The sequence below is a fragment of the Veillonella sp. ACP1 genome, assembly GCF_000286635.1.
GTDB lineage: Bacteria > Bacillota > Negativicutes > Veillonellales > Veillonellaceae > Veillonella > Veillonella atypica.
Window position 1 is genome coordinate 1 of the sequence record NZ_ALKL01000011.1, and the last position, 25409, is coordinate 25409.

Here is a 25409-nt window from a genome sequence, read left to right on the forward strand (position 1 = left end):
GGATAGTAAGACCATCTTTACCGTCCTTACCATTGAGGCCGATAGAACCATCTTTACCATTGATCACAACGGAGGAACCATCTTTACCGTTTACGCCGATTTTACCATCGATGCCATCTTTACCGTCTTTGCCGACCTTGATGTCATTGGATAATGCATATGTATAAGTGTGTTCACCAGTTGTAGCGTCGATATCTTGTTTTACAGTCAAGTTATCGCCTGCTGCATAGGAAACAGTTTTACCATTGCCAACAGCTGTTACAGCATGGTTACCAACTACATTGCCTTTAGCGTCAGTGGAGAAGGAATAACCGTCTTTGATTTGATCAGCCAACCCGGACAAGTCGATTTTCGCGATTGTACCAGCTTGGTTAGCGCCGTTGCCATCGTTGTATTTCAATGTTACGGATTTACTTGCTGTATCGTAAGCGTAAGATGTAGTTGTTTCACCAGTACGATTAGATGTTGTAGGAGCAATGTGCAAGTCGTTAGCTTTGGAAATATTCTTAACGTCGCCGATGTTAGCAGCATTTGTGTTATCTGTATCATTGTTATTTACAATGCCAGATTTAAGGTTAGTAATGTTGTTACCACCGATGCTTACGTTGCCGCCATTGAATGCAAAGTTATCGCCACCAATTGTGAAAGTAGCATTGCCACCGTTCTTAATTGTGTTGATGTTTTTCAAGTCTTTGTTCAACTGAACTTCTAAAGTATCTGTACCATTAGCTTTTACGTTGATGTTACCAGCTGCGCTCTTGAATGTAGCAGATGTATTTTTATCTACACCTTCGCCTTGTACTTTTACTAAGCTGTTCAATTTTTGTTTGTTCACTGTATCGGTGTTGTTACCAGTGAAGTTCAAACCATCATCTAACGTAGCAACTTCATGTTTATCATGGTTGTTATCTTCATAAACAATGCGAGTGATGCCATCTTTGCCGTTTAAGCCAGGTTGGCCTTTTTCCCCTTTCATAGTAAGACCGTCTTTGCCGTCCTTACCATTTAAGCCGATGGAGCCGTCTTTACCGTTGATCACAACAGAGGAACCATCTTTACCGTTTACGCCGATTTTACCATCAACGCCGTCTTTGCCATCTTTACCAATCTTGATATCGTTAGCCAAGTCGAATTCAACCTTAGCGCCGTCGTTGTTGCTAGTTTGTTTTACAGTTAAATTCTTGCCTGCAACCATTTCAACTGTTTTACCATCAGAAATAGTTTTCGCAGCTGTTTCAGAATCAGCAGTTGTGTTACCTGTGGATTTCACATTCCATACGGATTGTGCAGCACCAGGAGCTACATGCAAGTCGTAAGTCACTTGGTTACCGTTTTCAGTTTTGTTAATTGTTACGGAGTTATCGTTAGATGTAACAACTGTACGAGCATCTTTCAACTGTTTAACGTTAACTGCGTCTGTATCGTTTACGCCAGCTTTCACATTAGTAATGTTCAAGTTACCAGCGTTGATACCAGTCTTAGTAACGGATGGACCGCCTGTAATTGTTAAGCCACCATTGTTGAGAATTGTGTCACCAATTTTCAAGGAACCATTTGGTGTTAAATCAACATCATTGGACAATGCATATGTATAAGTATGTTCACCAGTTGCATTATCAATATTTTGAGCAACAGTTAAGTTTTTACCTGCTGCATAAGAAACAGTTTTACCATTTGCTACAGGTGTAACAGCATGGTTACCAACTACATTACCTTTAGCGTCAGTAGAGAAGGAATAACCGTCTTTGATTTGATCAGCCAAACCGGATAAGTCAATTTTTGCTACTGTGCCAGCTTGAGTTGCACCATTACCATCGTTATATTTCAATGTAACAGATTTACTTGCTGCATCGTAAGCGTAAGATGTAGTTGTTTCACCTTGACGATTAGATGTTGTAGGTGCAATGTGTAAATCGTTTTCTTTAGAAATACGTTTTACATCGCCAATATTAGCTGCGTTATTGATAACATCACCACCAGATTTAAGGTTAGTAATGTTTTGGTCACCCATGTTGATAGGGCCATTTGTGATGTTAATGGAGTTAGGACCAAATTCCATTTTTGGACCATTTGTAGTATTGGAAATGGAATTGATGTTAACTAAATCTTTATTCACATCGTATTTAACAACGCCTTCAGCATCTACAGAAGCTGTTGTGTTTCTGCCGTTTGTGAAGTTCAAACCTTTATCCAATGTAACTGTTTGAGCATTTTGGCCATTCGCTTTGTATGTCAAAGGAATTTGAGTAGCTGCTTTGTTACCATCGAATGTTACTGTGTAAGTTGTGTTATGGTTTGTTTCATCTTGAACAGGTGTAACAGTGATAGGGTTGTTAGTTGTGTTTGTAGTATTTACAGTTACCGCTTCACGAGCTGCGTCTTTTACGTCGTTACGGGATACGTTTACTTCGTAAGTTGCACCAGCGTCGCCATATTGGTCACCTGCTTGAGGAGTAACCTTAGCAATGTTTTTATCTGTAGAACTACTGGAATCAGCTTTTGCTTTCACCTTTTCAGTAGAAGCAGCTGTAGGTGTTACATTATCAACGTCTACTGTGTAGATTGTTTTCTTACCACCGTCAACAGTATTTTCTGTTACAGAAGTAACCTTCGCAGCATTTTTACCACGAACCTCTACAGTATTGTTCAATTTACCTTTAGCTTCATCGGACAAGTCAACAGCTACGTTGCTGCCAGATGCAGTTGTTTTGATGTATTGGCCATTGTTAGCACCAATTACGCCAAAGCTCAAGCCACCAGCTTGGTTCAATTTTTGAAGATCAGTAGCGCCTGTGTTACCAGTCAAGCCAACTGTGTTATTGAAACCGTTATTAACGATGCTTAATTGTTCTTCAGTAGCGGCGCGACCTTTTTTAGCGAAATCAGGAGCATCCAACGTTACGTTAGTTAAACCAGTGATGTCACCAACTTTAGCATTCAAGTTAATGTTATGATCACCTGCTACGTTAACAGTTTGGTTACCACCGAATACAACCTTGCCATCGCCAGCTTTGTTTGTGATGGATGTAATGTCGTTTAAATCACCTTCAACGTCTACTTTGAAAGTTTTAACGCCATTGATTTCACGGTTGCTCACCTTTGTATTCTTACCATTTTCCATATCGATGGATTTTTTAGCAAGATTTTGGATGACTGTTTCGCCACCCTTGTTGATATTGGAAAGATCTTGTTTAGCAATACCTGTGATAACAGCCGTTTCGTTAGGAACGTCATTATTATTGCCATCAAGGTAAGTCATTGTTACTTTGCCGTTGTTATCAACTGCGTATTCACCAGGTTTGATGTGACGTTCATCAGCACGAACTTGTTTCAATTGGCTAACATTAACTGCATCGTTGTCGTTTACGCCAGCTTTCACATTAGTAATGCTCAAACCACCAGCGTTGATACCAGTTTTAGTAATGGAAGGACCACCGTTGATAGTCAAACCATTGTCGGTGATGTTAGTGTCGCCAATTTTCAAGGAACCATCTGGAGTGAGGTCCACATTTTTATTCAAGGAGAATTCAACAGCTGCATTACCATTTTTATTAGTTTGTTTAATGGTCATGTTTTTGCCGGCTTGCATTTCCACAGTTTTGCCGTCACGGATTTCTTGAACACCAGCAGAACCTTGTGCAACCTTACCTTCTGTAGCAGAAGATTTCACGTTGAAGGAGCTCATATCGCCAGTTTTCAAACCGCTCAAGTCGATAACTGCTTTAGGGCCGTTAACAGTGTTGCCATTACCATCTTGGTAAGTTAATGTAACCTTTTTGTTAGCGTCTACAGTGTATTCAGTCACATTGTTGTTAGTACCTGCTGTAGGAGCTACATGCAAGTCATTAGCTTTGGAGATACGGATAACATCACCGATGTTAGCAGCGTTATTGATTACATTGCCACCAGATTTTAGGTTAGTGATATTATTATCACCAAGATCTAGGTTACCACCAGTGATGCTGATGTTGTCACCACCAAAGTGCATTGTAGGACCACCATTGTTAGTGATGGATGTAATTTCTTTTAAATCCTTATCCAAGGAATATGTATATGTTTGTTCGCCTGCAGATTGGTTAATTTCTTGTTTTACTGTTAAGTTCTTACCAGCTGCATAGGTAACAGTTTGACCGCTTTCAACTTTAGTTGCTGTAGCAGTACCATCTAATTTACCACCATTAGCCTTAGCATTTGTTAAGAAATCGTATTTTGCAGCAGCGTCTGCAGCATTGATTGTGTATGTAGTACGACCATTAACTGTTTTTTCATCAACAGTAACGTTTTTACCAGCTTTCACCATGCCTTTGTCATCAAATGTCAAAGTCAATCTGGAGTCTTTAGTATTTTCATCAGCAACAGCTGCGGATACACGGCCTTCACCACGAACATTCAATTTACCACCGTCAGCCAAGAAGTCGCTAGAACCAGTATTACCAATCAATGCAACGCCAACGTTTTTCAATTGAGCTACGTTAACAGCATCTGTATCAGCAGTACCAGCAGCAAGGCCTGTCAATTGACGAGTCAATGTACTGCCATTACCGATGGATACAGCAGCAGTAGTAGCTGTGCGAACATTGTTAGCTAAGTTTGTGTAATGACGTGTATGGTCATCGGAAGGATTGTAACCTTTAACGCCTTTATCTGTTGTTGTAACAGAGCTAGAGCCTAGTGCTACACCATTGGCAATGTTAGCTTCTGCTGCATTACCTAATGCAGTAGCAGCTTCTGCATTCGCTTTAGTTGTACGACCTAATGCAACGCCATATTTACCACCTGCACGAGAGCCAGCACCTTCAGCGATGGCAGCTTCTCCAGTAGCTTGAGATTGCATGCCGATAGCGATGGAGTTTACACCAGATGCAATTACTTTAGGAGAACCTTTACCACTTTGACCAATAGCAATAGAATTGTCACCAGAAGCCTCTGCACGAGCACCGACTACAGTAGAGCCAGAACCAGATGCAGTTGTTTCACGACCGATAGCAATCGTATCTAGGTGAGTTGCAACGTTGTCACGACCGATAGCGATTTGAGAGTTTTCATCTCTAGTATTCGCAGCATTTCGACCATCATTAGAAGAATCAGTCAAGTTATTTTTACCAATGGAAATACCACCCATTGTTTTTGCATTATTAAATTGACCCAAAGTTACAGTGTCTGCTACATGGGATGTATTTTCAGAACCAATAGCAACGGAGTTTTGACCCTTTGCATTATTGTTGTAACCAGCGGCAAAGGAACCTGCACCAGTAGCATTAGTATACACACCCATAGCGGATGCACTTGTACCAGTTGCACTGGAGTAATTACCTACTACAGTAGAATATTCACCTGCTTGTTTAGGTGTTGTTTGCCAAGACCCTTTGGTGTAATTAACATTATTGTAGGTACCAATAGCAATAGCAGCCTTAGCATCAGCATTATTTACATTACCAAGAGCAACAGAAGCTTTACCAGAAGCAGTATTACCAGCACCAACGGCTGTTGCCGCACCACCTGTAGCTTTATTTTCATTACCTACAGCTGTAGAAGCGTTATTTGTGGATGTATTTTTAGCACCAATTGCTACTTTACCATCATGGCCAGCTACGTTATCAGTAGTATTTTGATAGCCTACAACGATAGAGTTTTGACCAACATTATAGTTTTGACCATTGCTCTTTGGACTTGTTTCTGCCCAGATATTAACATGGCTATTGCCAGTATCTACTCCAGCCATTGCTTGTTGAGGAGCAATGCCGCCCATAGCGCCAGCTACAGCTAAACCAGCTAATACGCTAGCTAGGACTTTCTTTTTGCCGCTATTATTTTTCGCAATTTCAGGAACTACAACGTAGCATTCCTTAGATTTGCTCCAAACGACTTTAAAGACCTTATTCATAAAACCTTTGAACCCCTTTCTCATAAGTACATGAAAAATGTAACTTTTACACTTTAGTTCACTTCATGAAGAGTGGTTTTTCTCTCATTCACACACACTTCATATAGGATAACTTAATAATATCAATTTATTAATTAATTGTAAATACTTTTACATCTATTTATTTAATGAAATTTTATATTTTACATGAAAATAAACTGAATTTTATATGTATGTGTAAAAACAATCACATTTATCAAAAAGTACGCCATAACTATGTTTATAGCGTACTCAACGACATTTTCTTCATATACTTTTCATATAAGTCATAGTTCTTTTTAGTTTATAAATATGTTAAATAATATAAAATCAGACAAAACAAGGCCTCTAATTAACATCACTATTCTATAAATTTCATAAATCGAAATTACACGATAAATCAGCAAAATACTGTATTTATAAGACATTCATTAATTCAACACATTAAATTGTATAATGCTAAATTTTATGGTTTGTTAATATATATCTATTAATATATGCTAGTATTCCAAATAAAACTACACACAAAATGAACCTATGGATCTACTAAAAACCATATTCTATGCACCAAAAAACGCCCACACTATGGGACGGTACTTTCAAAATTGCGTTCAATTCAAAAGTCCGTTCTCACAGTGTGAGCGTTTTTATTATGGCCCCTATAGAAGAAAGGGGGGTGGGATTAGAGAGCCTATAAGGGCCATATGGATTTATAATTTAGTGTTCAGCCAGATTATTTGCCTATAGCATCACGTAAGTTTACTTTACGGGATTGAGGTTGATCTACAGGCGGATTAGCCATTGCTGCGCGAAGGTCTACTTCGTGGTCATCTCCAGCTTGAGGTTCTTCGCTAGCTTTGTTTTTCACCGTTTGTTTTGCGGCGTACCAAATTGTTTCATTCATGTAGTGACGAAGTTCGTCATTGTTTACATGTTCTTGATCATGAGCCATGATGTCCAAAATGGAGTCTTCCAACGCTTGTGCTTCTTCGTCAGTCATAGGACCACCGATTTTCTTTTGCTCTTGGATAACTGCATTGATTTGGTCTACCATGCCACGAAGTACATTGTACCCATAGCTATTAGTGAAACCATCTTGCTCATTGTATTTTGGCATATCAAAGTATTCGTATTCATTTTTGTTGCGGTTTTCGCCGTTCCAGTTCATGAACACTTCTTGACCATGCACACGACCGATGGAATGTGTGCGGAAATAATCAGCATAGTTATGTTTGTCATAAGAATGCAACCAAATCTTTTCAGATTTCGTCAATTGTTTATGATCATCGTATTTAACCTTAGCTTTTGCGATGTTGATTTCAGCATTTTGCCAAGCTTTCACATAATCATGAACAGCTGCCACCGTTTGTGGGCTCGCTACAGGAACGAGTACAACAGAACCAAGTTGTGGCGTCATTACAGGGTTTTTAACAATTAATACATCATCATATGTAGGTGCGCTGGCTGCGTGACCAGTAAGGGATGCAGCGCTCATTAATACTGCTGCTGTGAAAGCAAGCATTGTAGATTTTTTCATATCTATTCCTCTTTTCTTAGTCGAACCAAAAGGGACGAGAGGGTTCTCGGTATCGAGTTCCCTCTTCCCGTTATCTGTGAAAGTTTAATCTATCAAATTATAAACCTAATTTTGCCATCATTGCAGCAATTTGAGCTTTCATTTGTTCATTTTCTGCTTTCAAGTCAGATACTTCGCCTTTTAATCCGGCATTTTGAGCTTTCATAGCTGCCATTTCTTGTTGCATTGCATACGCGGAACTGATAGGGCCTTTGCGGTAACGATCTGCTACAGCAGCTTCGCTATCACGGTTGCCAACTTTCCAAGTTACACCAGCGTTCGCCATCATGTGGCTAGAACCACCAGCCCAGGATACACCACCATGGATTAATGTAGATTCATTTTTGTAATGAGCTACGCCAAGAGCCAATGCGGAGTTACCACGGTAGTTACCATAACCAGCCATGATTTGAGTTGGTTCCAATGGATCGTATTGGATAGGTTTCAATGCGGAGAGAGCTGCGCCTTGAGCACCTACACGACCGATTTCTTCACCAAGCATATCTACACGAGGGTCAGCTGCAGGAGCACCTGGAGTGCCTGTTACTGCCAAGTCGTAAACTGGAGCACCATCAGCATCTGTAGTTTTAGTTACTACAACAGAGTGGTTGTTAGATGTTACCTTAGTCAATTGACCAACACGTGCCGCATCAGTTGGATCTGTACCTTTACCAATGTTAGTAATTTTATTACCACCCATGTTAAGGTTACCACCATCAATATTTACAGTGCTATTAGAACCCGCATTATTAAAGGAAATACGTGGGCCATTACCAGTTGTAGAACCAGAAATAGAAGAGATATTTTGAAGATTAGGATTTACATCATAGAATACTTGACCATTTGGTGCAATACGTGCAGTAGTATTAGTACCATTTTTGAAATCTAAACCTTTATCTAATGTAACAGTTTGAGTACCATTACCATTAGCCTTATAAGTCAATGGAATAGACTTAGCTGCTTCAGCACCATCGAAACCAACTTTATAAGTAGTTTCATGAGCTACAGATGTATCTGGAGTTACTGTGATAGCAGGGCTTACAGAAGTTACTTTAACAGCTTCTTTAGCAGCATCTTTAACATCATTTTTAGATACAGACACTTCATATGTTGCACCAGCTGTACCGAATGTATCGCCAGCTTTTGGAGCTACTTTAGCAATATTTGTATCACCAGCGGCTGCAGTACCAGCTTGTACTTTTTCAACAGCTTTTTTCTTAGCCTCATCAAGAACTTGTTTCAATTGTTCTTCAGTCGCTGCACGACCTTTAGTAGCGAAATCACTACCAGGTGTTGTTGGAATTGTTACGTTTGTTAAACCAGTTATATCACCAGTCTTACCATTTAAACTAATATTATGATCACCAGCTACAGTAACGGTTTGATTAGGATCAAATTTAACTTTACCATCACCAGCATTGTTCGTAATAGAGGAAATTTTATTCAAATCACCTTGAACATTCACTTTATATGGGTCAGCTTGTGTACCTGTACCAGACACAGTCGTATTTTGACCATGATCTAAATGTGTTTTTGCATCTTGCATAGCTTGATACAATTGGGAACCATTAACTGCATCTTTAGATGTCGCATTTACATCGCCATTAGCTACATTAGTAATTTTCTTATCGCCTGCATCTACACCAGTCTTAGTAATGGAAGGACCATTAGCAATTGTCACTCCATTTTTATCAACAGTTGTAGCACCAATCGTTAATTTACCATCTGGAGTTAGGTCAATTTCCTTAGACAATTGAACTTTCAACTTGCCATTAACGTTATTAACACCAATATTATTGTCAGTTAATTTATTTTTATCTGCACCACCAATAATATCTACTACATTGTTAAGATGCTTTTTAATAACATTAGGGTTTGTATCTTGGTTTGCTTGACCATCATCACCAGCAAACTTCATACCATCATCATGAGTCGCTACTTGATGAGAGTTATTATCTTGATCTTTGTAGATGATACGTGTAATGCCATCTACACCATCCTTGCCATCTACACCAGCTTTACCTTTTTCAACAACGATATCAGCACTAATACCATTAGCACCATCTTTACCATTTAAACCGATATGACCTACGCCATCTTTACCGGAGATAGATACTGCGTCTTTACCATCTTTACCTGTAATGCCTACTTTACCGTCATTACCATCAACACCATTAGCGCCTTTAGGACCAACGATAGATACACCAGCTTGACCTGTAGCACCATCATTACCATTAACAACGATTTTATCGAGGTTGGACAAATCTTTATTCAAGGCAAATTCGACTTTAGCACCATTAGCATCAGATATTTGTTTTACAGTGAGGTTCTTACCTGCAGCCATTTCAACAGTCTTACCATCGGAAATGTTCTTAGCAGCAGTTTCGGATGTAGGATCTGTGTTGCCTGTAGATTTTACATTCCAGGAAGAAGCAGTTCCAGTACCACCACCAGTAGCGCTTACTGTGTAAACATCTTCACCATTTGCACCTGTAGTCTTATTAACAGTTACATTAGTACCGGCTGCAACAACTGTCTTAGCAGCCTTCAATTGTTTTACGTTAACTGCATCATTATCATCTGTACCAGGAGCTAAGTTCACAATTTTATTATTGCCATTAGTTGTGCCATCGCCCATGGATAAGTTACCACCCTTAATAGTGACAGCAGGTGTTGTAGCATTTGGAGCATCATTCAATGTAATAGATGTGCTACCGTTATTTACGGAGTTGATACCTTTCAAGTTTTTATTCAACTTAATTTCCAATGTATCTGTGCCATTAGCTACTACAGCGATATTACCAGCTGCAGATGCAAAGCTTGGAACGTCTGTTGCAGCAACACCTTCACCTTGAACTTTCACAAGGGAACCAAGTTTATGAGCATTTTCAGTTCCAGTGTTGTTACCAGTGAAATTCAAACCTTTATTAATCAATGCATCAGATGTAGTTTTAAGATCTTTTACGTTTACAGCTGCGTTTGGAGTATCATTAGCTGCTGTATCCAATTTAGTTAAGAATGTATTACCTGTGGATGTACCAGTTTTATCGATAGCAGAACCAACGTTATTAACGATAGAGCCGCCACCAGTTGTATTACCAGCTGCATCTTGGAAAGATACAATTACATCACTTGCAACGACTGGAGTACCAGTACCATCAGCTTTTGTATTCCATGTAACAGCACCTGTTGTTGGATCTACAATTTTATATACTTTAGTGCCATCAGCCTTAGTATAAACTGCTGAAGTTACCGCGCTAATTGTCATAGAGCCATCTGCTGTTGTAGGTGTTTTAATAACAACATTGTCTCCAGCTTTTACATTAACTTTACCATTAACAGGAGCAACATCAGTGCCATTACCTTGGATTGTCCAGATATCGTCAGTAGTTGCTACCTTCTTAGTTTCTGTAGAACCAGCAGTTGCACCAGGTGTTGTGTATTCAATACGTTTATCACCAGTATTATAAGTAATATTAGTTGTACCACCAGGTGTTGTATGATCGCCTAATTCAACAGTTTTAGTTTGAACAGAATCTAAACCTTTAAGTTTTTTAGACAATTGAACGAGTAATTTACCATTACCATCATTGTTTACACCGATGTTACCAGTAGTCAAGTCAGCTTTATTAGCACCACCGATAATATCTAATGTTTCGTTAAGTTTCTTAGCGATAACTTTAGTTTTATCAGTACCTTGTGCATCATCACCAGCATATTTCATACCATCATCAAGGTTAGCTTGTGCTTTATCATCGAATACAAGACGTGTAGTTGTTGTACCATCTACACCAGGTGTACCAGGTTGTCCTGGTTGACCAGGAACTTCAACAGAAATAGTACGAGTTACACCATCTTTACCATTGATACCGATCTTACCGTCTTTACCGTTTTGACCAGTTACAGTCACAGTTTCAACATTAATATCTTTATCTAAGCTGTATGTATACGTTTGTGTTTTATTAGTAGTATCAACTTCTTGTTTTACAGTCAAGTTTTTGCCTGCTGCATAATTGATTGTGCCACCATTATCAACTGCTTTTACAGATGCAGAGCCATCAACAGTACCACCTTTGGCAATAGCATTCGTGTTGAAAGTATAACCAGATGTAATTTTATTAGCCAATGCAGACAAATCGATAACCGCTTTAGGACCAGATTGTGCAGTGCCATTACCATCTTGGTATGTCAATGTTACTTTATTATTAGCATCAACTGTATATTCAGCTACATTATTTGTAGTGCCTGCAGTTGGAGCAATGTGTAAATCAGTATCTTTAGCAATTTTCTTAACATCACCAATATTAGCACCATTTTTATCATCACTAGCATTATTGTTTACAATACCAGATTTAAGGTTAGTAATGTTGTTATTGCCAGCATTGATGTTACCACCAGTGAATTTGAAAGCATCACCATTATTTCCAGTAGCGTTTGGATCTTGGAATACTAATTTACCGGAGTTAGTATCACCAGTAATAGAGTTAATACCGGTTAAGTTTTTATCGAGTTTTACATCGATTGTAGTATCATCACCAGTTTGAGAAATAAAAGTCTTGATATTCGTACCGCTATAATCAGCATCTACACCATTACCAGCACCTTGTACTTTCACAGTGGAGCCTAATTTATTAGTTTTTACACCACCAACGTTAGCGTCGAATTTCAAACCTTTATTTGTCAAACCATCTGCCGTATTTTTCAAATCGGATACATTAACTGCAGCATTTGGAGTTGCTGTATTAGCATTATCTAATTTTGTTAAGAAATCGCCACCGGTTTGATTTTTGATAGCAGAACCAACGTTATTAACGATAGAAGTGGCATTTTTTGTATCGCCAGCTGCATCTTGGAAAGATATGATTACATCGCTTGCAGCTACATCATTACCAGAAGAACCATCTAAGTTAGTTGTATATGTACCATCGGAACGTTTAACTACTTTAGTGCCATCAGCTTTAGTGTAAACCGCTGGAGTTACAGCATTTACAGTATATGTTTTTTGACCTGTAGTAGCATCAGATGCTTCAGATACAGTGACATTGTTACCAGCTTTTACAATTGTACCAAGACCAGTAATAGTTTTCTTACCATCATTATCGATATTATCAAGTTTCTTAGTAACAAGACCATCAATTACTGTAGTCGTATTAGGTACAAGAGTGTTATTACCATCTGTATAGGTCATGGTAACTTTGCCAGTACTATCTACAGAATATGTACCTGGAGTAATATGTTTTTCATCTGCAAGGTTAGCTACTTTATTAACTGTAGTGCTACCATCATTAGTGTATGTAATGCGGTCGCCATCTTTCTTAATAGTGGTTGAAGTAGCACCACCATTAGGATCTTTCAAGGTAATTTCTTTAGTGATTGTTTTATTAGTTGTTACACTATCTAAATCTTTAAGATCTTTATCTAGTGAGAATGCAACAGATGCATTACCACCCACGTTCTCTTGCTTAACAGTTAAATTTTTACCAGCTTTCATAGTAACAGTTTTGCCATCAGCAATATTTTGAGTTGCCCCGGAACCTGCTGCTACAGTACCTTCAGTAGTAGATACTTTATCAGATGCAATATTCCAAGAAGAAGCACCTGCACCAGTGTTTAACGCAGAGAAGTCGATAACTGCTTTAGTACCAGTCTTATTAGCGCCAGTACCGTCGTTGTATTCCAATACAACTTGTTTTGTAGTTGCATCATATTTATAAGCTTGTGCGGCAGCACCTGTTGCTGTATTACCAGATGCAGTACCACCAAGATGTTCATTAGTAAGAGTAGATGCTGTTGGCGCAATATGAAGTTCACTAGCCTTCAACGTATCATGAACAGATTTCAATTGGTCTTCTGTAGCTGCTTGGCCAGATGTGAAGTTTGTTGGATCAAATGTTAAGTTTTGTAAACCACCAATCTTACCTGTGCTTGCATTAAGTGTAATGCTATGATCACCATCTACAGTAACAGTTTTATTTGGACCAAAGGAAATTTTTCCGTTGTTTGTACCACCATTTGTAATGGAAGAAATACCAGTTAAATCGCCTTCTACATCTACTTTATATGTATCTACACCATTCACATCACGTTTAGATGCTTTTGTATTTTTACCATCTTCCATATTGATAGCAGATTTAGCTAAGTTTTTAATCTTAGTTTCGCCAGCAGGTGTAATATTGGAGAGATCTTGCTTAGCAATACCAGTAATTTTAGTTGTTTCAGTCAAATCTTTGCCATTACCATCAACATATTTTAATGTTACGGAGCCATCATTAGCAACAGCATAAGTATCAGGCTTAATATGTTTTTCATCGCCAAGATTTGCAACTTTATTTGTTACAGTAGCACCAGGTGCAGCACCAGTAGTTGTATCTGGAGATGTAATTGTAATGTGATCTCCATCAGTCTTAATTGTACTACCACCAATTTCTACTGAAGTTAAATCTTTAAGATCTTTATTCAAAGAATAAGTATATGTATGTTCACCAGTCAAATCTTGTTTAACTGTTAAGTTTTTACCAGCCGCAAAGTTTACTTGATCACCAGGTTTTACAACAGTCGCTGTAGAATTACCAACAAGTGTACCACCATTTGCTTTAGCATTGGCTTTCCAACCGGAGTTATTAATTGTATCTACAACAGTTTTAACAGTAGCAATACCATCTTTACCAGCTGCACCAGCTTGTCCTGGAACACCAGGTTTACCATCAGTTACCACTGGAGCTGTACCAAGATTAACATCAAATGTTACTTTACCATCAGCACCAACGCTAGCAGTTGTATAATCACCACCAGTGAAGTTCAAACCTTTATCAAGTTTTACTGTTTGATCAGCAGTTGTAGTAGTACCATTAGTTGCTTTATAAGTCAATGGAATTTGTTTTGCAGCTTTATTACCATCGAATGTAACTGCATATGTTGTATTATGATTAGCATTATCTGGTGCCGCTGTTACAGAGATAGGGTTATTTGTATCTGCTGTATAGGTACCACCAGTTGTTGTACCACCATTATTTACTGTTACAGCTTCACGAGCCGAGTCTTTAACAGCGTTACGGGATACGGATACTTCATACGTTGCACCTGCATCACCAAATGTATCGCCAGTTTTTGGATTTACTTCTGCAATATTCGTATCATTAGCACCGTTGGCTGCTTTTTGTACTTTTTCAGTAGATGCAGTACCACCTGTTGCCAAACCAGATAAATCAATAACGGCTTCTTTACCAGTAACTACAGTATTATTACCATCTGTATATGTTAATTTAACTTTTTTATTAGCGTCAGGCGTATACGTACCAGGAGTAATATGTAATTCAGTATCTTTCAACTGTTTTAGATTAACTGCATCTTTATCGTCTGTACCAGGAGCAAGATTTGTAATCTTAGAATTTCCCATATTCAAGGAACCACCAGTGATATTGATGGAGTTACCACCAAATGTCATTGTTGGACCACCAGCTGTATTAGCAATAGATGTAATGCCTGTTAAAACTGGATTTAAGGAGTATGTATATTCTTGATCACCAGTTGTATTATTAATACTTTGTTTTACTTTTAGATTATCGCCTGCACTATAAGTAACTTGTGTGCCAGGTTTAACATTACCTACACTTGGAGTACCATCTGTGTTACCACCAGCAGTTGCTTTCCAGTAAGAATCATTAATAGCGTCAACTACATTATCAGTTGTTGCAATGCCATTTGTAGTAGGTTTTACAGCTTTACCATCTGTATGAGTGATATTACCACCTTTTTTAGCTGTTACTTTAATAGCACCAGTTGATTCAACAGATGTGGAAATAAGGTCACCATCACCATTTACAGTCAATGTACCATCTGTTAGCAAGAAATCACTATTACCCGTATCAGCAGCATATTTTAAGTTAACGCTTCTTAACTGAGCTACGTTAACAGCATCAGTATCTTCTTTACCTGCTGCAAGGCCTGTGATTTGACGAGTTTGTGCAGAACCATTACCAATAGAGACTGCCGCGAGTGTAGATGTTTGTGCAGCACTAGTTAATCCACCATATTTATTTGTGCGAGAATCAGCTGGATTGAAACCTTGTACACCTGCCGCAGTAGATGCTACAGACGTGGAACCAATTGCAACACCATCTGCAGTACTTGCGGTAGCTCTATAACCTATTGCAACGGACCTTGCTTGAGCTGCATTGGCACCAGCACCCAATGCTGCCGCACGTTCAGCCGCATTCGATAAGCCACCAACTGCAGTAGCATAATCAACAGCTTTAACGGTCTTTCCTGCTGAAGCACTACCGATTGCAACAGAATAATCACCAATGGATTCAACATTGCCACCAATACCAATTGAACCTGTCTTTGTTGATTGAACATTACTACCAATAGCAGTTGTATTAAGATTAGTAGACTGTGTTCCATTACCAAGAGCAACAGAGCTTTGACCACTAGCAGTAGCAGAAGTGCCAATAGCAGCCGTATCTAAACCACTTGCCGTTGCTCCATGCCCAACCGCAATAGCATTCTTTTTAGATGCTGTTGTTTTATTACCTGCACCAGTATCACTACCAATAGCAATAGCTTGCTCAGCTGTAGCTTCGGCATGACCACCGATAGCCATTGCTCTAGCTGCTTTTGCTTTTGCATTATCACCAATAGCTACACCACTAATACCAGTTGTTTCGGATTGGTAACCACCTGCAAATGCATATGTACCGCTTGCTATTGCACCAGGACCAACACCTGTGGAGTTTTTATCAGCGCTAACCATATTACCTAATGCAACGGCAGCTTCATCAGTAGCACTAGCTTGATAACCAACTGCAACAGACATCTTACCGCTTGCATTGGTTACACCACCCATTGCAATGGATATTTCACCATTAGCATTTGAGAAATTACCGATAGCCACAGAATGTTTACCTGCTGGTCGACCATTTGCATTATTGTGCATACCAATAGCAACAGCAGCTTCTTGATTTGCCCATGTATCAGGGCCTACTGCTAGTGTTTCTATAGATGGATCATCATGACCGTACAAACCACTATACGCTTGTACTTGAGCCCCTGCACCAACCATAGCCAAGCCAGCCAATACGCTAGCTAAAACTTTTTTCTTACCACCATTGTTTTTCGCTACTTCAGATACTACAACGTAGCATTCTTTTGTTTTGCTCCAAACAACTTTAAAGATCTTATTCATATTTCTATGAACCCCTTTCTTTTTCTCTTTCTTTAAGACACTTATAATCCTTAATTAATCCCTATTCAATAGAAATAAAAATCATTGTGTGAAGAACATTTTCTCATGTTTCACTTTTCATTCATCTTACTTCATGTACATACTATAACAAAAAATTTTCTTTTTGTAAAACATTTTCTCTCATTTTTTTCTCATAAAATTGGAAAAATGTTTTATTTTTTAATTTTTGTTAAGAAATGGTGTAATTTTTACACATTTTGTACTATTTTTTTCAATTTCAGTAAACATATATTAATCATTTTCGATTTATTTACTTACATAAATATTAACAATCACGATTTCTTCATAAATATGATGTTAATATGTTTATGCACTACAAGTTTTTTCGATATATTGTAAAATGCTATTAAATCATGTTAAATAAGGATATAAAAACCATTACCTATCAGGAAAAACAAGTGTTTAAATTAGTGAAACTTATCAAATGTACATCATAAAGCATGAATGAGTTATTCATGAATTTAGTTGTGAGCCCATCTATAATAGTTAAATTTTAAATTTCTCTATTTTCTCTATTTATAGTTATATATATCTATGAAATGCCAGTTCTATGATCCTTTTAATTTGCTATATATAGTTATATATATAGGGATATAAACTTTCACCATAAAACTATGTAGTATGATATACTAATCTACAGTAATACATGAGGGAGTGTAGACAAAGGGGTTAATTATGAAAAAAGAAACTAAAAAAAATAAGGCCGCATCAGCCTCTGCTGAAACGGCAACAAACAAGAATGTTGTAACTAAACCGGATGCAACGGATACAACAACGCATACTATGGACGTTCCTACAGATGTAGAAAAGGGTATCAACGATTTAAAGGCATCCTATGATACGTTCCTATACATTTCAAAGCCATTTTCTAGCACAAATATTAACAATTTGTACGCTAAGGCTAAGATTTATGGCCTCGATCCGGTTGCGCCAAGCAAGGCGCGCGTGCTAGAGCTTGGTGCATCCTGTGGCGGTAATATCATCCCGCAAGCGATGTACTACCCTACAGCGACTTTCACAGGCATCGACCTATCCGGCGTACAGGTGGAGCACGGCAAGGAGACCATCGATTCTATCGGCCTTACGAATGTGACGCTGCTCGAAAAAAACATTATGGACGTGGATAAGAGTTTTGGCACCTTCGATTACATCATCGTTCATGGTATCTGGTCTTGGGTACCGGACATGGTGAAAGACAAAATTCTCGACATTTGCAGCGAGAATTTATCGAGCCGCGGCATCGCTTATGTATCGTACAATACGTACCCTGGCTGGAAGCGGTTGGAGCAATTGCGCGACATTATGTTATACGCGGATAAACGGGCGGAAGATAAGGGGTTATTAGAACGCACGTTGTATACGAAGAGTGTGTTAAAGCTTGTAGCGGAAACGATGAACAGTGACGATCGTTCTCGGGCACAATCGAATTACAAAATTAACAACATCAATCGGGTGTTACAATCTAATGATTATTACGTAGCACACGAGTACTTGGAAACGTACAATGATCCAGTGTATGTATCCGATTTTATCGAACGAGCTCGTCAACACGGCTGTGCCTATGTAGGTGACGAATCATTACAACGATCCTTCATTACCTGGCTTTCAGGAGACGTGGAAAAAAACATTTCCACCCTATCTAACGGCAATTACATCGACAAGGAACAGTTCTACGATTACGTGTACGACACGCAATTCCGCATGAGCCTATTGACGAAACTGTCCAACGAGGACAAGATCAATCACGACGAAACTGTAACCCAAGACATCTTGAACAACCTGTACTTTATGGCGCCATCTAGAAATGTGAAGGGTGTTCCTGAGGACTGGACCAATACTGTTCACATCGCTATCAAGGTGTTGATGGATACGTTCAAGGAATTTACCGTTCAGGATATCGTCAACTATATTAGTTCCCACTATCCGGGCTATGTCATCGATGGCGACGTGTTGTATCAACGTCTGTTCCTCCTCATCGTGACGGACAACCTCAACATTTACGGTTCTTCCTATCTTCGCACGCCGTTTGTTGAAAATGAAAGCTACATCCCAGAGCGCTTTATTAAATACATCGAAACCATTGTGGAAAAAGGCGGCAACCAATACCTCACACCGGGTAACATGTACAACCAAGTGGACGAGGTCGTCGACAACGGCCTATTATATGTGATGAAACAATTGGCTAAACCAATCTCTCGGGCCGATTTAATCGCCAATCTCGACGAAAACCTAACTGTTAATCGCACCACTAAGGACGGCTATAACTACGTTGTACCGACCGAAGAATACATGGACGAAGTGTTGACACACATTGAAATGCTGGGGTATTTTGAGAAATAATTTGAATACGAAAACGAGGCAACGGCCATATGGCCGTTGCCTCATTTTGTTGTTTTTATAATATATAGTTTTAAAATGACTATTTATAAGAGTCCAATAAATATGACTCTGTCGGATTATAAGAATCACCTAAAACTATACGTTCATATTCACCTAAAATAAATTCTCTTTTAATTTTCCTTTTTATCGTCTCATTTCTAAAGAGCATTATTATAGTTCCAATAAGGCCTGCAAAATCGATTTCTTTTAACACTTTTGCATTCCCAAAATAAGCTCGTACTGCATGAATAATTACATCACTACCTGTAGCAATAATATTAGAGTATTCTAATATTTTCATTGTTTTTACATGATATAATTCTCTTTCTCGATGATCTGTAGAAGGACAGGTAAGCATATGTACAGAACTGATGAGTATATTAATAAGATTATAAATCTGATAAGACATACCAAATTTAATGATATCCCCTGCGCTAATATATTTAGTTAATTCCTCTGCATATCGATTATTAAGTATTAAATTAGCCCCTGGAATTTGAATGCCACAAGGTGTATAGAGATCCGTACCTATATGAATAACCTGCTTTATCAATGCGGCTACAATAGAAGTCGCATCATTATCAAGTCTAGAAGATGCAGCTTTTAAAGTTTCTATAGTTGAACAAATATCTCCTATACAAGGATTTTTCAAATTTGCATCATATTCTACATGACATGTAATAGGAATAGGTAAAGGTAAAGGACCTTTCGCCCTACAAGTAATTGTATTAGTAAGTATATTAGATGTACCTAAAACCAAACCAATTATTGGATCATGACCAAAAGTAGCAAATCGATGATTCGCTTCTTTAAAAAATCCATGATTTATACCTTTAAATCTCGTAGCATCATAGGGAACTCCACGAGTAGTACATATTTGCATTAATGGTGCATAATAAACATCTGGAGTCGTATCTACTCCATCATTTAACTTGCCTAATAATCTATCTTGTAGTTTATGTAATAGATCTTCCTTTTTATTTTCTGCCCCTGCTGGCTCAACTTTAGTAAGTGCATTAATTACATATATCCTAATACATTGCAAAGCTGTCGCAGTGAATAGAAATGCAATATCTTGTCGATTCAACGAAGTACGCTTAGAAAATTCTTCATCTAAATCATTAAGTATATTTGTTGTATTAATAGCAATAGACTGTAAACGCTTTATCTCTTTTTGTTTATCATCAAATGAACTAATCGTATTATCTAAAGACTTTACAGTAGCATTTTTTCTGGCTAGTAATTCATCAATGGTACTCATCCCAAATCACCTACACGTTCTTGATAATAAGCAATAACTTTTTCATGTTCTATCACTTTAGAAATGCATTCATCATAAAGATTTATGAGATTTTGTGACTCTTTATCTCCTTTAGATTTTAATATATCCATATTCTTTCTACATTCAGATATCTTTATCTCCCACATTTTTTGTGCATTTTCAAAACCTCGATTCTCAATGGCTTCAATTTCTTTTTCCCGTTTTTTTAGCATTTTCCAAGTAATAGGACCTATTAAACCAAGGGCCATACCGGCAAGGCCAAGGCCTAAAGCTAATGGCACTCCACCTACTATTCTACCGATACCACTTCCTGCTGCTTTTAACAGACCACTTCCCATTGCACCAGTTGCCGTTCCTATTAACCCGCCTGTTGCTATTCCTATTAATCCACCTGCAGTTGAACTTTTCGTTTTACTTGTATCTTTAGAGTTATACTGCTCAATTTCATATTTTAATTTTTCTTCATATACTTCTTTATATCTTGGTATGTCTTTCTCTAGTTTTTTTAAGTACTCTAACTTTTCATCTATTAATTTACTAAAACGTTCTTTATCCAAAGTATACTTTGATATTAATTGCGCTTCGCATTCTTTTATTTCTTCTAAAATAGGTTCATAAATTCTCGCAGCGCGTTCAACGCCTCTTTTTTCAGCCTCTAATTTTTTATCTTTCCCTTTACCAAACAATAATGACAATATCCCACTACCAACCAATAATGGTAACATGTTTTCATCCCCTTCAACACAAATTTAACACTAACATCATTAGTATCACAAAAGCTCTCTATTGATACTAATTTAGAATACATAAAATCAACACATAACTTCCTATATATTCTCTTATTATATTATAATCTATACTTATCAATATTGGTATTTAAAATTCATCTTATAGAATCTAAAAAGGAGCTGTAATAAAACAGCTCCTTTTTATTGCTATCTATCAATCCACTCTATATAAAACATAACCCTAAATTGGAATTACGTTCTAATAAGTGTTTATCTTATTTTATATGCACCAGCTTTCCTAAAAGCATAAGAAATTTCAGCATTATTTGTCGATTTATATAATTCTTCGTTCTGTTCCCCAAGCATGATATCTCTATAGTAAAAGTCGCGTAAGTTATTGCTTGTCTTTACATTAACCATTCGCGTATATCGATTGCTAGGATTAGTTGTGGTAAAAGCAATACAGCCTTTATCAAGTGTTTCTAAAGGTCTTAGGTTATGAGATGTAAATATTAATTGGCCTTCACCTTTCTCTGAAATGATTCGTAAAATCTCACCAAGTAGATATTCAAAGATACCCGAGTCTAGCTCATCTATGGCAACCGTAATGGATTTTCTATTATAGACAGAAATTAATAGGCCTAAAACGGAAATAATTTTACGTATCCCTTCAGATTCATATTTTAATGGAATATATGTATTTGATTTATAGGATACTAACTCAAATCGCTCTCCGTCTTGATTATCCTGCAATTTTTCCTTACCTAGTGTTTCTACACCTATAGTTAATCCTGGTACAATTTGGGTTAATACCAAATTCATCATAGCTATACTATCTCTAATATCTTGTACAACGGCTATAGGAAATACATTAGGTTGATTTAAGGATAATCCAATCGTACCTACAATATGTCTCGTATCAGCCCGATAGTTAATCTCTAATGGTAGTGCATCGAGACTAATTAAGCCACTATGTTCCGTTGTTACTACAAATAAATCATGATTTCCATACTTCACTAAATCTGTCAAAATCGAATAGACTAATGCAAAATCTTGATTTGATTCCATCACTTCATTACGACTATGAAGCCGTTTCATAAACTCAGGAGAGAAAATAAAGGATCGCGATTCCACATTCGCTTGTTTTTTATTTACGATTAGATCTGTAATATCATCAATATCACGACCAACTAGTAAGTCTAATTTTGATTTAGGTTTAAAGATTTGCTTAGCCGGTACATTCGTGTCAATTAAAACACGTTTTCTAATATTGGTTTCTATACTTTCAAGCTTATATTGTAAGCGCTCTTTTGTAATACAAATACGATGTTCTCCATCTCTGGTATCATCCGATATATTACTTTCACCAGTAATCGATGAAGTAATGCCTAATTCCACCTCATAATCTACTAAAATATGTTTATGATTATCCTCTATTAACAATTCAAAATTTAATTCACACGTATGAGAGGCAGAGGATATATTGATATAATCACGAATTGTAGAAGGCAATTTTTGGCCTGTAAGTAATAATTTTAAAATGCTAATCGCATCTATAAGTGCCGTTTTACCGGAACCATTTTGACCATATATACCTAATAGACTCGATTTATAGTCCTTTCTGGTATTTATGAAATTGATACGACCGTGTTCAATATTCTTTATATTATCTATCGTCATAGATGCTAAACGAATATATTTGGTAGTGTTCATATACTTACCTCCTAGTATGCTAAGTGTAACACACCAACTATTTATATTCAATTAAATTGCAAAAACGATATTTTATATTACGATTTACTATTTTAATTTACGTTTTGTAATACCACAAATAAAAAAACTGATACAAACACTACTACTAATCGCTAGAGTTCGTATCAGTTTTTTCTCTATATATTATTTTTTATTCACTCTAACTCGTTCAATTGTCGGTTGTCCTTGGCTATTTTTTGCCACTGTGTCAACGCGGAACAATGCCATTTCAGGGCTGAATTCTGTTACCAGTTGTTCGTCTACTTGTACGCCGTTTTGAAGGGCACGGTATACGATTTCTGCAAATTCGTAGCGAGTTAACAAGCGATTACCACCAAATGTACCATCTGGGTATCCTTCTACTAAACCACGACGGGATAGGTCACTCACTGCTTCATATGCCCAATGGTTGCTAGCCACATCTGGGAATAATGTAGTGCGGTCTGCTTTCATATGCGTACCTGCCACATCGTTTAAGAGGGCTGTCAATTTTTGGATTTGTGCATTTTGAAGAGCTACGGTTTTCTTAAGTTCTAACACTTCTTTACCGATGGCCACGCGAGAACGAGATACATTGCTATGAGCACCGACTTTCACAGAAAGACCTGCATTCACAACAGTTTCCCCATTACCTATAGTGGAACCTACGCTCAATTGAACGTCCTCATTAGGACGATAGAATGCACCGAGTGCAGCAGCATTGCCATTATGGTAATGACCATAGCCAGCCGCAAAGTCCCATTTTGCATCTGGATCAAAGTCGAGCGGATGAAGGGCCGCCAAGGCAGCCGAACCAGCTACGGCCTTATTAACGCGTTTATCTAAGCGGGATACATCTTTTTTAAGATTCGTTACATCCCCTTGAACGTTGACAGTATTGTATGCATTCACGGATATCATGTCATGTAATCGTTTAAGTTGTGCCACGTTTACCGCATCAGTATCATTTGTACCAGCCGCAACGGATGTAATTTGACGCGTTACGCCATTTGCTACATCACCAACGGACACAGCAGATGCTGTGGATTTCCAGGTAGCAGATGTATCGGTAGATGGCGCGTTAGTAAGGATATCATAACCAACTGCACCGGCCGCTACTGTTGCTTTAGAACCATTACCAAGTGCTACACCACCTTCGGTGGATACGTCTGTGTTATGACCAAGGGCCACTGCATCGTGAACTGCTGTTGTCGTTCCATTGTCGCTAGAGCCGATAATAACAGCATGATTAGCACCTGTTACGGTACGGTTATCGCCGACGATAATCGTATTCTTTGCATCAGAAACGGTGTTCTTAGAACCGATAGCAGTCAAATGCTGTACATTAGATGCAGTATTACCTACGCCCATAACAAGGTTGTCTGCGCTTTCAGCACGGTTAGCACCTGTTACAGTATTGTTAATACCAACCATAGCTGTACGCAATGTGTAGTCTGCTTTGTTACCGCCGCCAAAGGCCATCGTTGCGCCGCCACCGTTAGATTCTTTTACGGCTTCACGGAATTTACCAGCTAATTCCTTCGCAGAATTGCCACCATCCTCCGGTGCACCATAAATAGATGTAACGGAATTAGTAATTTCGTTACCAGCACCCATGATAATAGAACCATTGGAATTGAAAGTTCGGTTTGCTGTACCAACGATACTATTAGCAATACCAGAGTAATAGTTATTAGCTGTTTTAGATTCGATGCTATTTAAAGAACCATTAATAGTGGATCCCAAGTTCTTAACAGGATTTGCCATACGTCCACCATTATATCCACTGGAAATAATGTTATAAGTACCTGTATTAGTAGCAAATGCACCATTAGTAAAGCTATTGGCACCTACTGTAGTGGCATACGCATTCAATGCATCTTTACGAGTAGTCGCTGTATCTACTGTGGTATCACCAAGATTACCTTTATAGTTATGGGAACCAATCATAGTACTGCCAGTACGAGCAAATGTATTGTCACCAATTGCTACGCTACCTACTACCTTTGTTGGATCCGACGGAATTCTTGCAGAAGAGAACCAATTACCACTAAAGGTTGTTTGACCTAATGCAAAGCTAGCCTCAACACCACCAGCCATATTTTCAATCTTTGCATTTTTACCGATTGCAACACTACCACCTTGGCTAGCATAGTTATTGATGTTAGCACCATTACCGACTACGATATCTCCTGTAGCGGCACTGGCGCCATTAGAATACCCAATCTTAGCACCATTACCAATTGCTACGTTTTCAATCTTTGGCGCATTGCTACCTGTCCCATAAGCAACACCATTACCAGCACCTGCCGTAACATCCGCTGCACTAGCCACACATAAACTGGATAACAACATACCATTAATCAATATCGCCAATAAGCGTTTCCGTTTGTTCATAATCTTCCCTCTCCATTTACAAACAAATACATAATACGATCTCTCACTCATCATTTATTCATGATGTTTACATGAATTATATTATCATATTTTAAACATTTGTAAATAGTTTGTTTATAATTATCTTTAATTTATTAACAAATTTATAAGATAATTAATATAATAAAAAA

General features: G+C 38.0%; 8 protein-coding genes. 1 reads left to right on the forward strand and 7 read right to left on the reverse strand.

The window, feature by feature from the left end; genetic code table 11:
• The 3 genes from HMPREF1151_RS05280 to HMPREF1151_RS05290 form a co-directional block, all read right to left on the reverse strand.
• Positions 1-5908: ESPR-type extended signal peptide-containing protein (locus tag HMPREF1151_RS05280; RefSeq protein WP_255324140.1), on the reverse strand; the 5908-nt coding region annotated here is incomplete at its 3' end.
• Between the two features lie 727 nt (positions 5909-6635).
• A complete protein-coding gene (locus HMPREF1151_RS05285; RefSeq protein ID WP_009661352.1) occupies positions 6636-7439 on the reverse strand; it encodes a hypothetical protein in 804 nt (267 codons plus the stop codon).
• 97 nt (positions 7440-7536) lie between these two features.
• Complete coding sequence (locus HMPREF1151_RS05290) at positions 7537-16662, reverse strand: autotransporter adhesin (protein ID WP_009661345.1); 9126 nt, start codon at positions 16660-16662, stop codon at positions 7537-7539.
• A gap of 735 nt (positions 16663-17397) precedes the next feature.
• Here HMPREF1151_RS05290 and HMPREF1151_RS05295 point away from each other — a divergent pair.
• Positions 17398-19062 carry a class I SAM-dependent methyltransferase gene (locus HMPREF1151_RS05295; RefSeq protein ID WP_009661347.1) on the forward strand — a complete coding sequence of 555 codons (1665 nt, stop codon included), beginning with the start codon at positions 17398-17400 and terminating at the stop codon, positions 19060-19062.
• A 79-nt stretch (positions 19063-19141) separates the two neighbouring features.
• Here the strand turns inward: HMPREF1151_RS05295 and HMPREF1151_RS05300 are convergent, their stop codons facing one another.
• The 4 genes from HMPREF1151_RS05300 to HMPREF1151_RS05315 form a co-directional block, all read right to left on the reverse strand.
• Entirely contained in the window at positions 19142-20362 is a 1221-nt protein-coding gene (locus tag HMPREF1151_RS05300) for a hypothetical protein (protein ID WP_009661394.1), read from the reverse strand.
• Entirely contained in the window at positions 20359-21108 is a 750-nt protein-coding gene (locus HMPREF1151_RS05305) for a glycine zipper family protein (RefSeq protein ID WP_009661390.1), read from the reverse strand. The genes HMPREF1151_RS05300 and HMPREF1151_RS05305 overlap by 4 nt, the downstream gene beginning before the upstream one ends.
• A 273-nt stretch (positions 21109-21381) precedes the next feature.
• Entirely contained in the window at positions 21382-22824 is a 1443-nt protein-coding gene (locus HMPREF1151_RS05310) for an AAA family ATPase (RefSeq protein WP_009661337.1), read from the reverse strand.
• A gap of 183 nt (positions 22825-23007) precedes the next feature.
• Positions 23008-25239 (reverse strand): S-layer homology domain-containing protein, encoded by a 2232-nt coding sequence (locus tag HMPREF1151_RS05315; RefSeq protein WP_009661330.1) that lies wholly within the window; start codon positions 25237-25239, stop codon positions 23008-23010.
• Positions 25240-25409 lie beyond the last annotated feature (170 nt).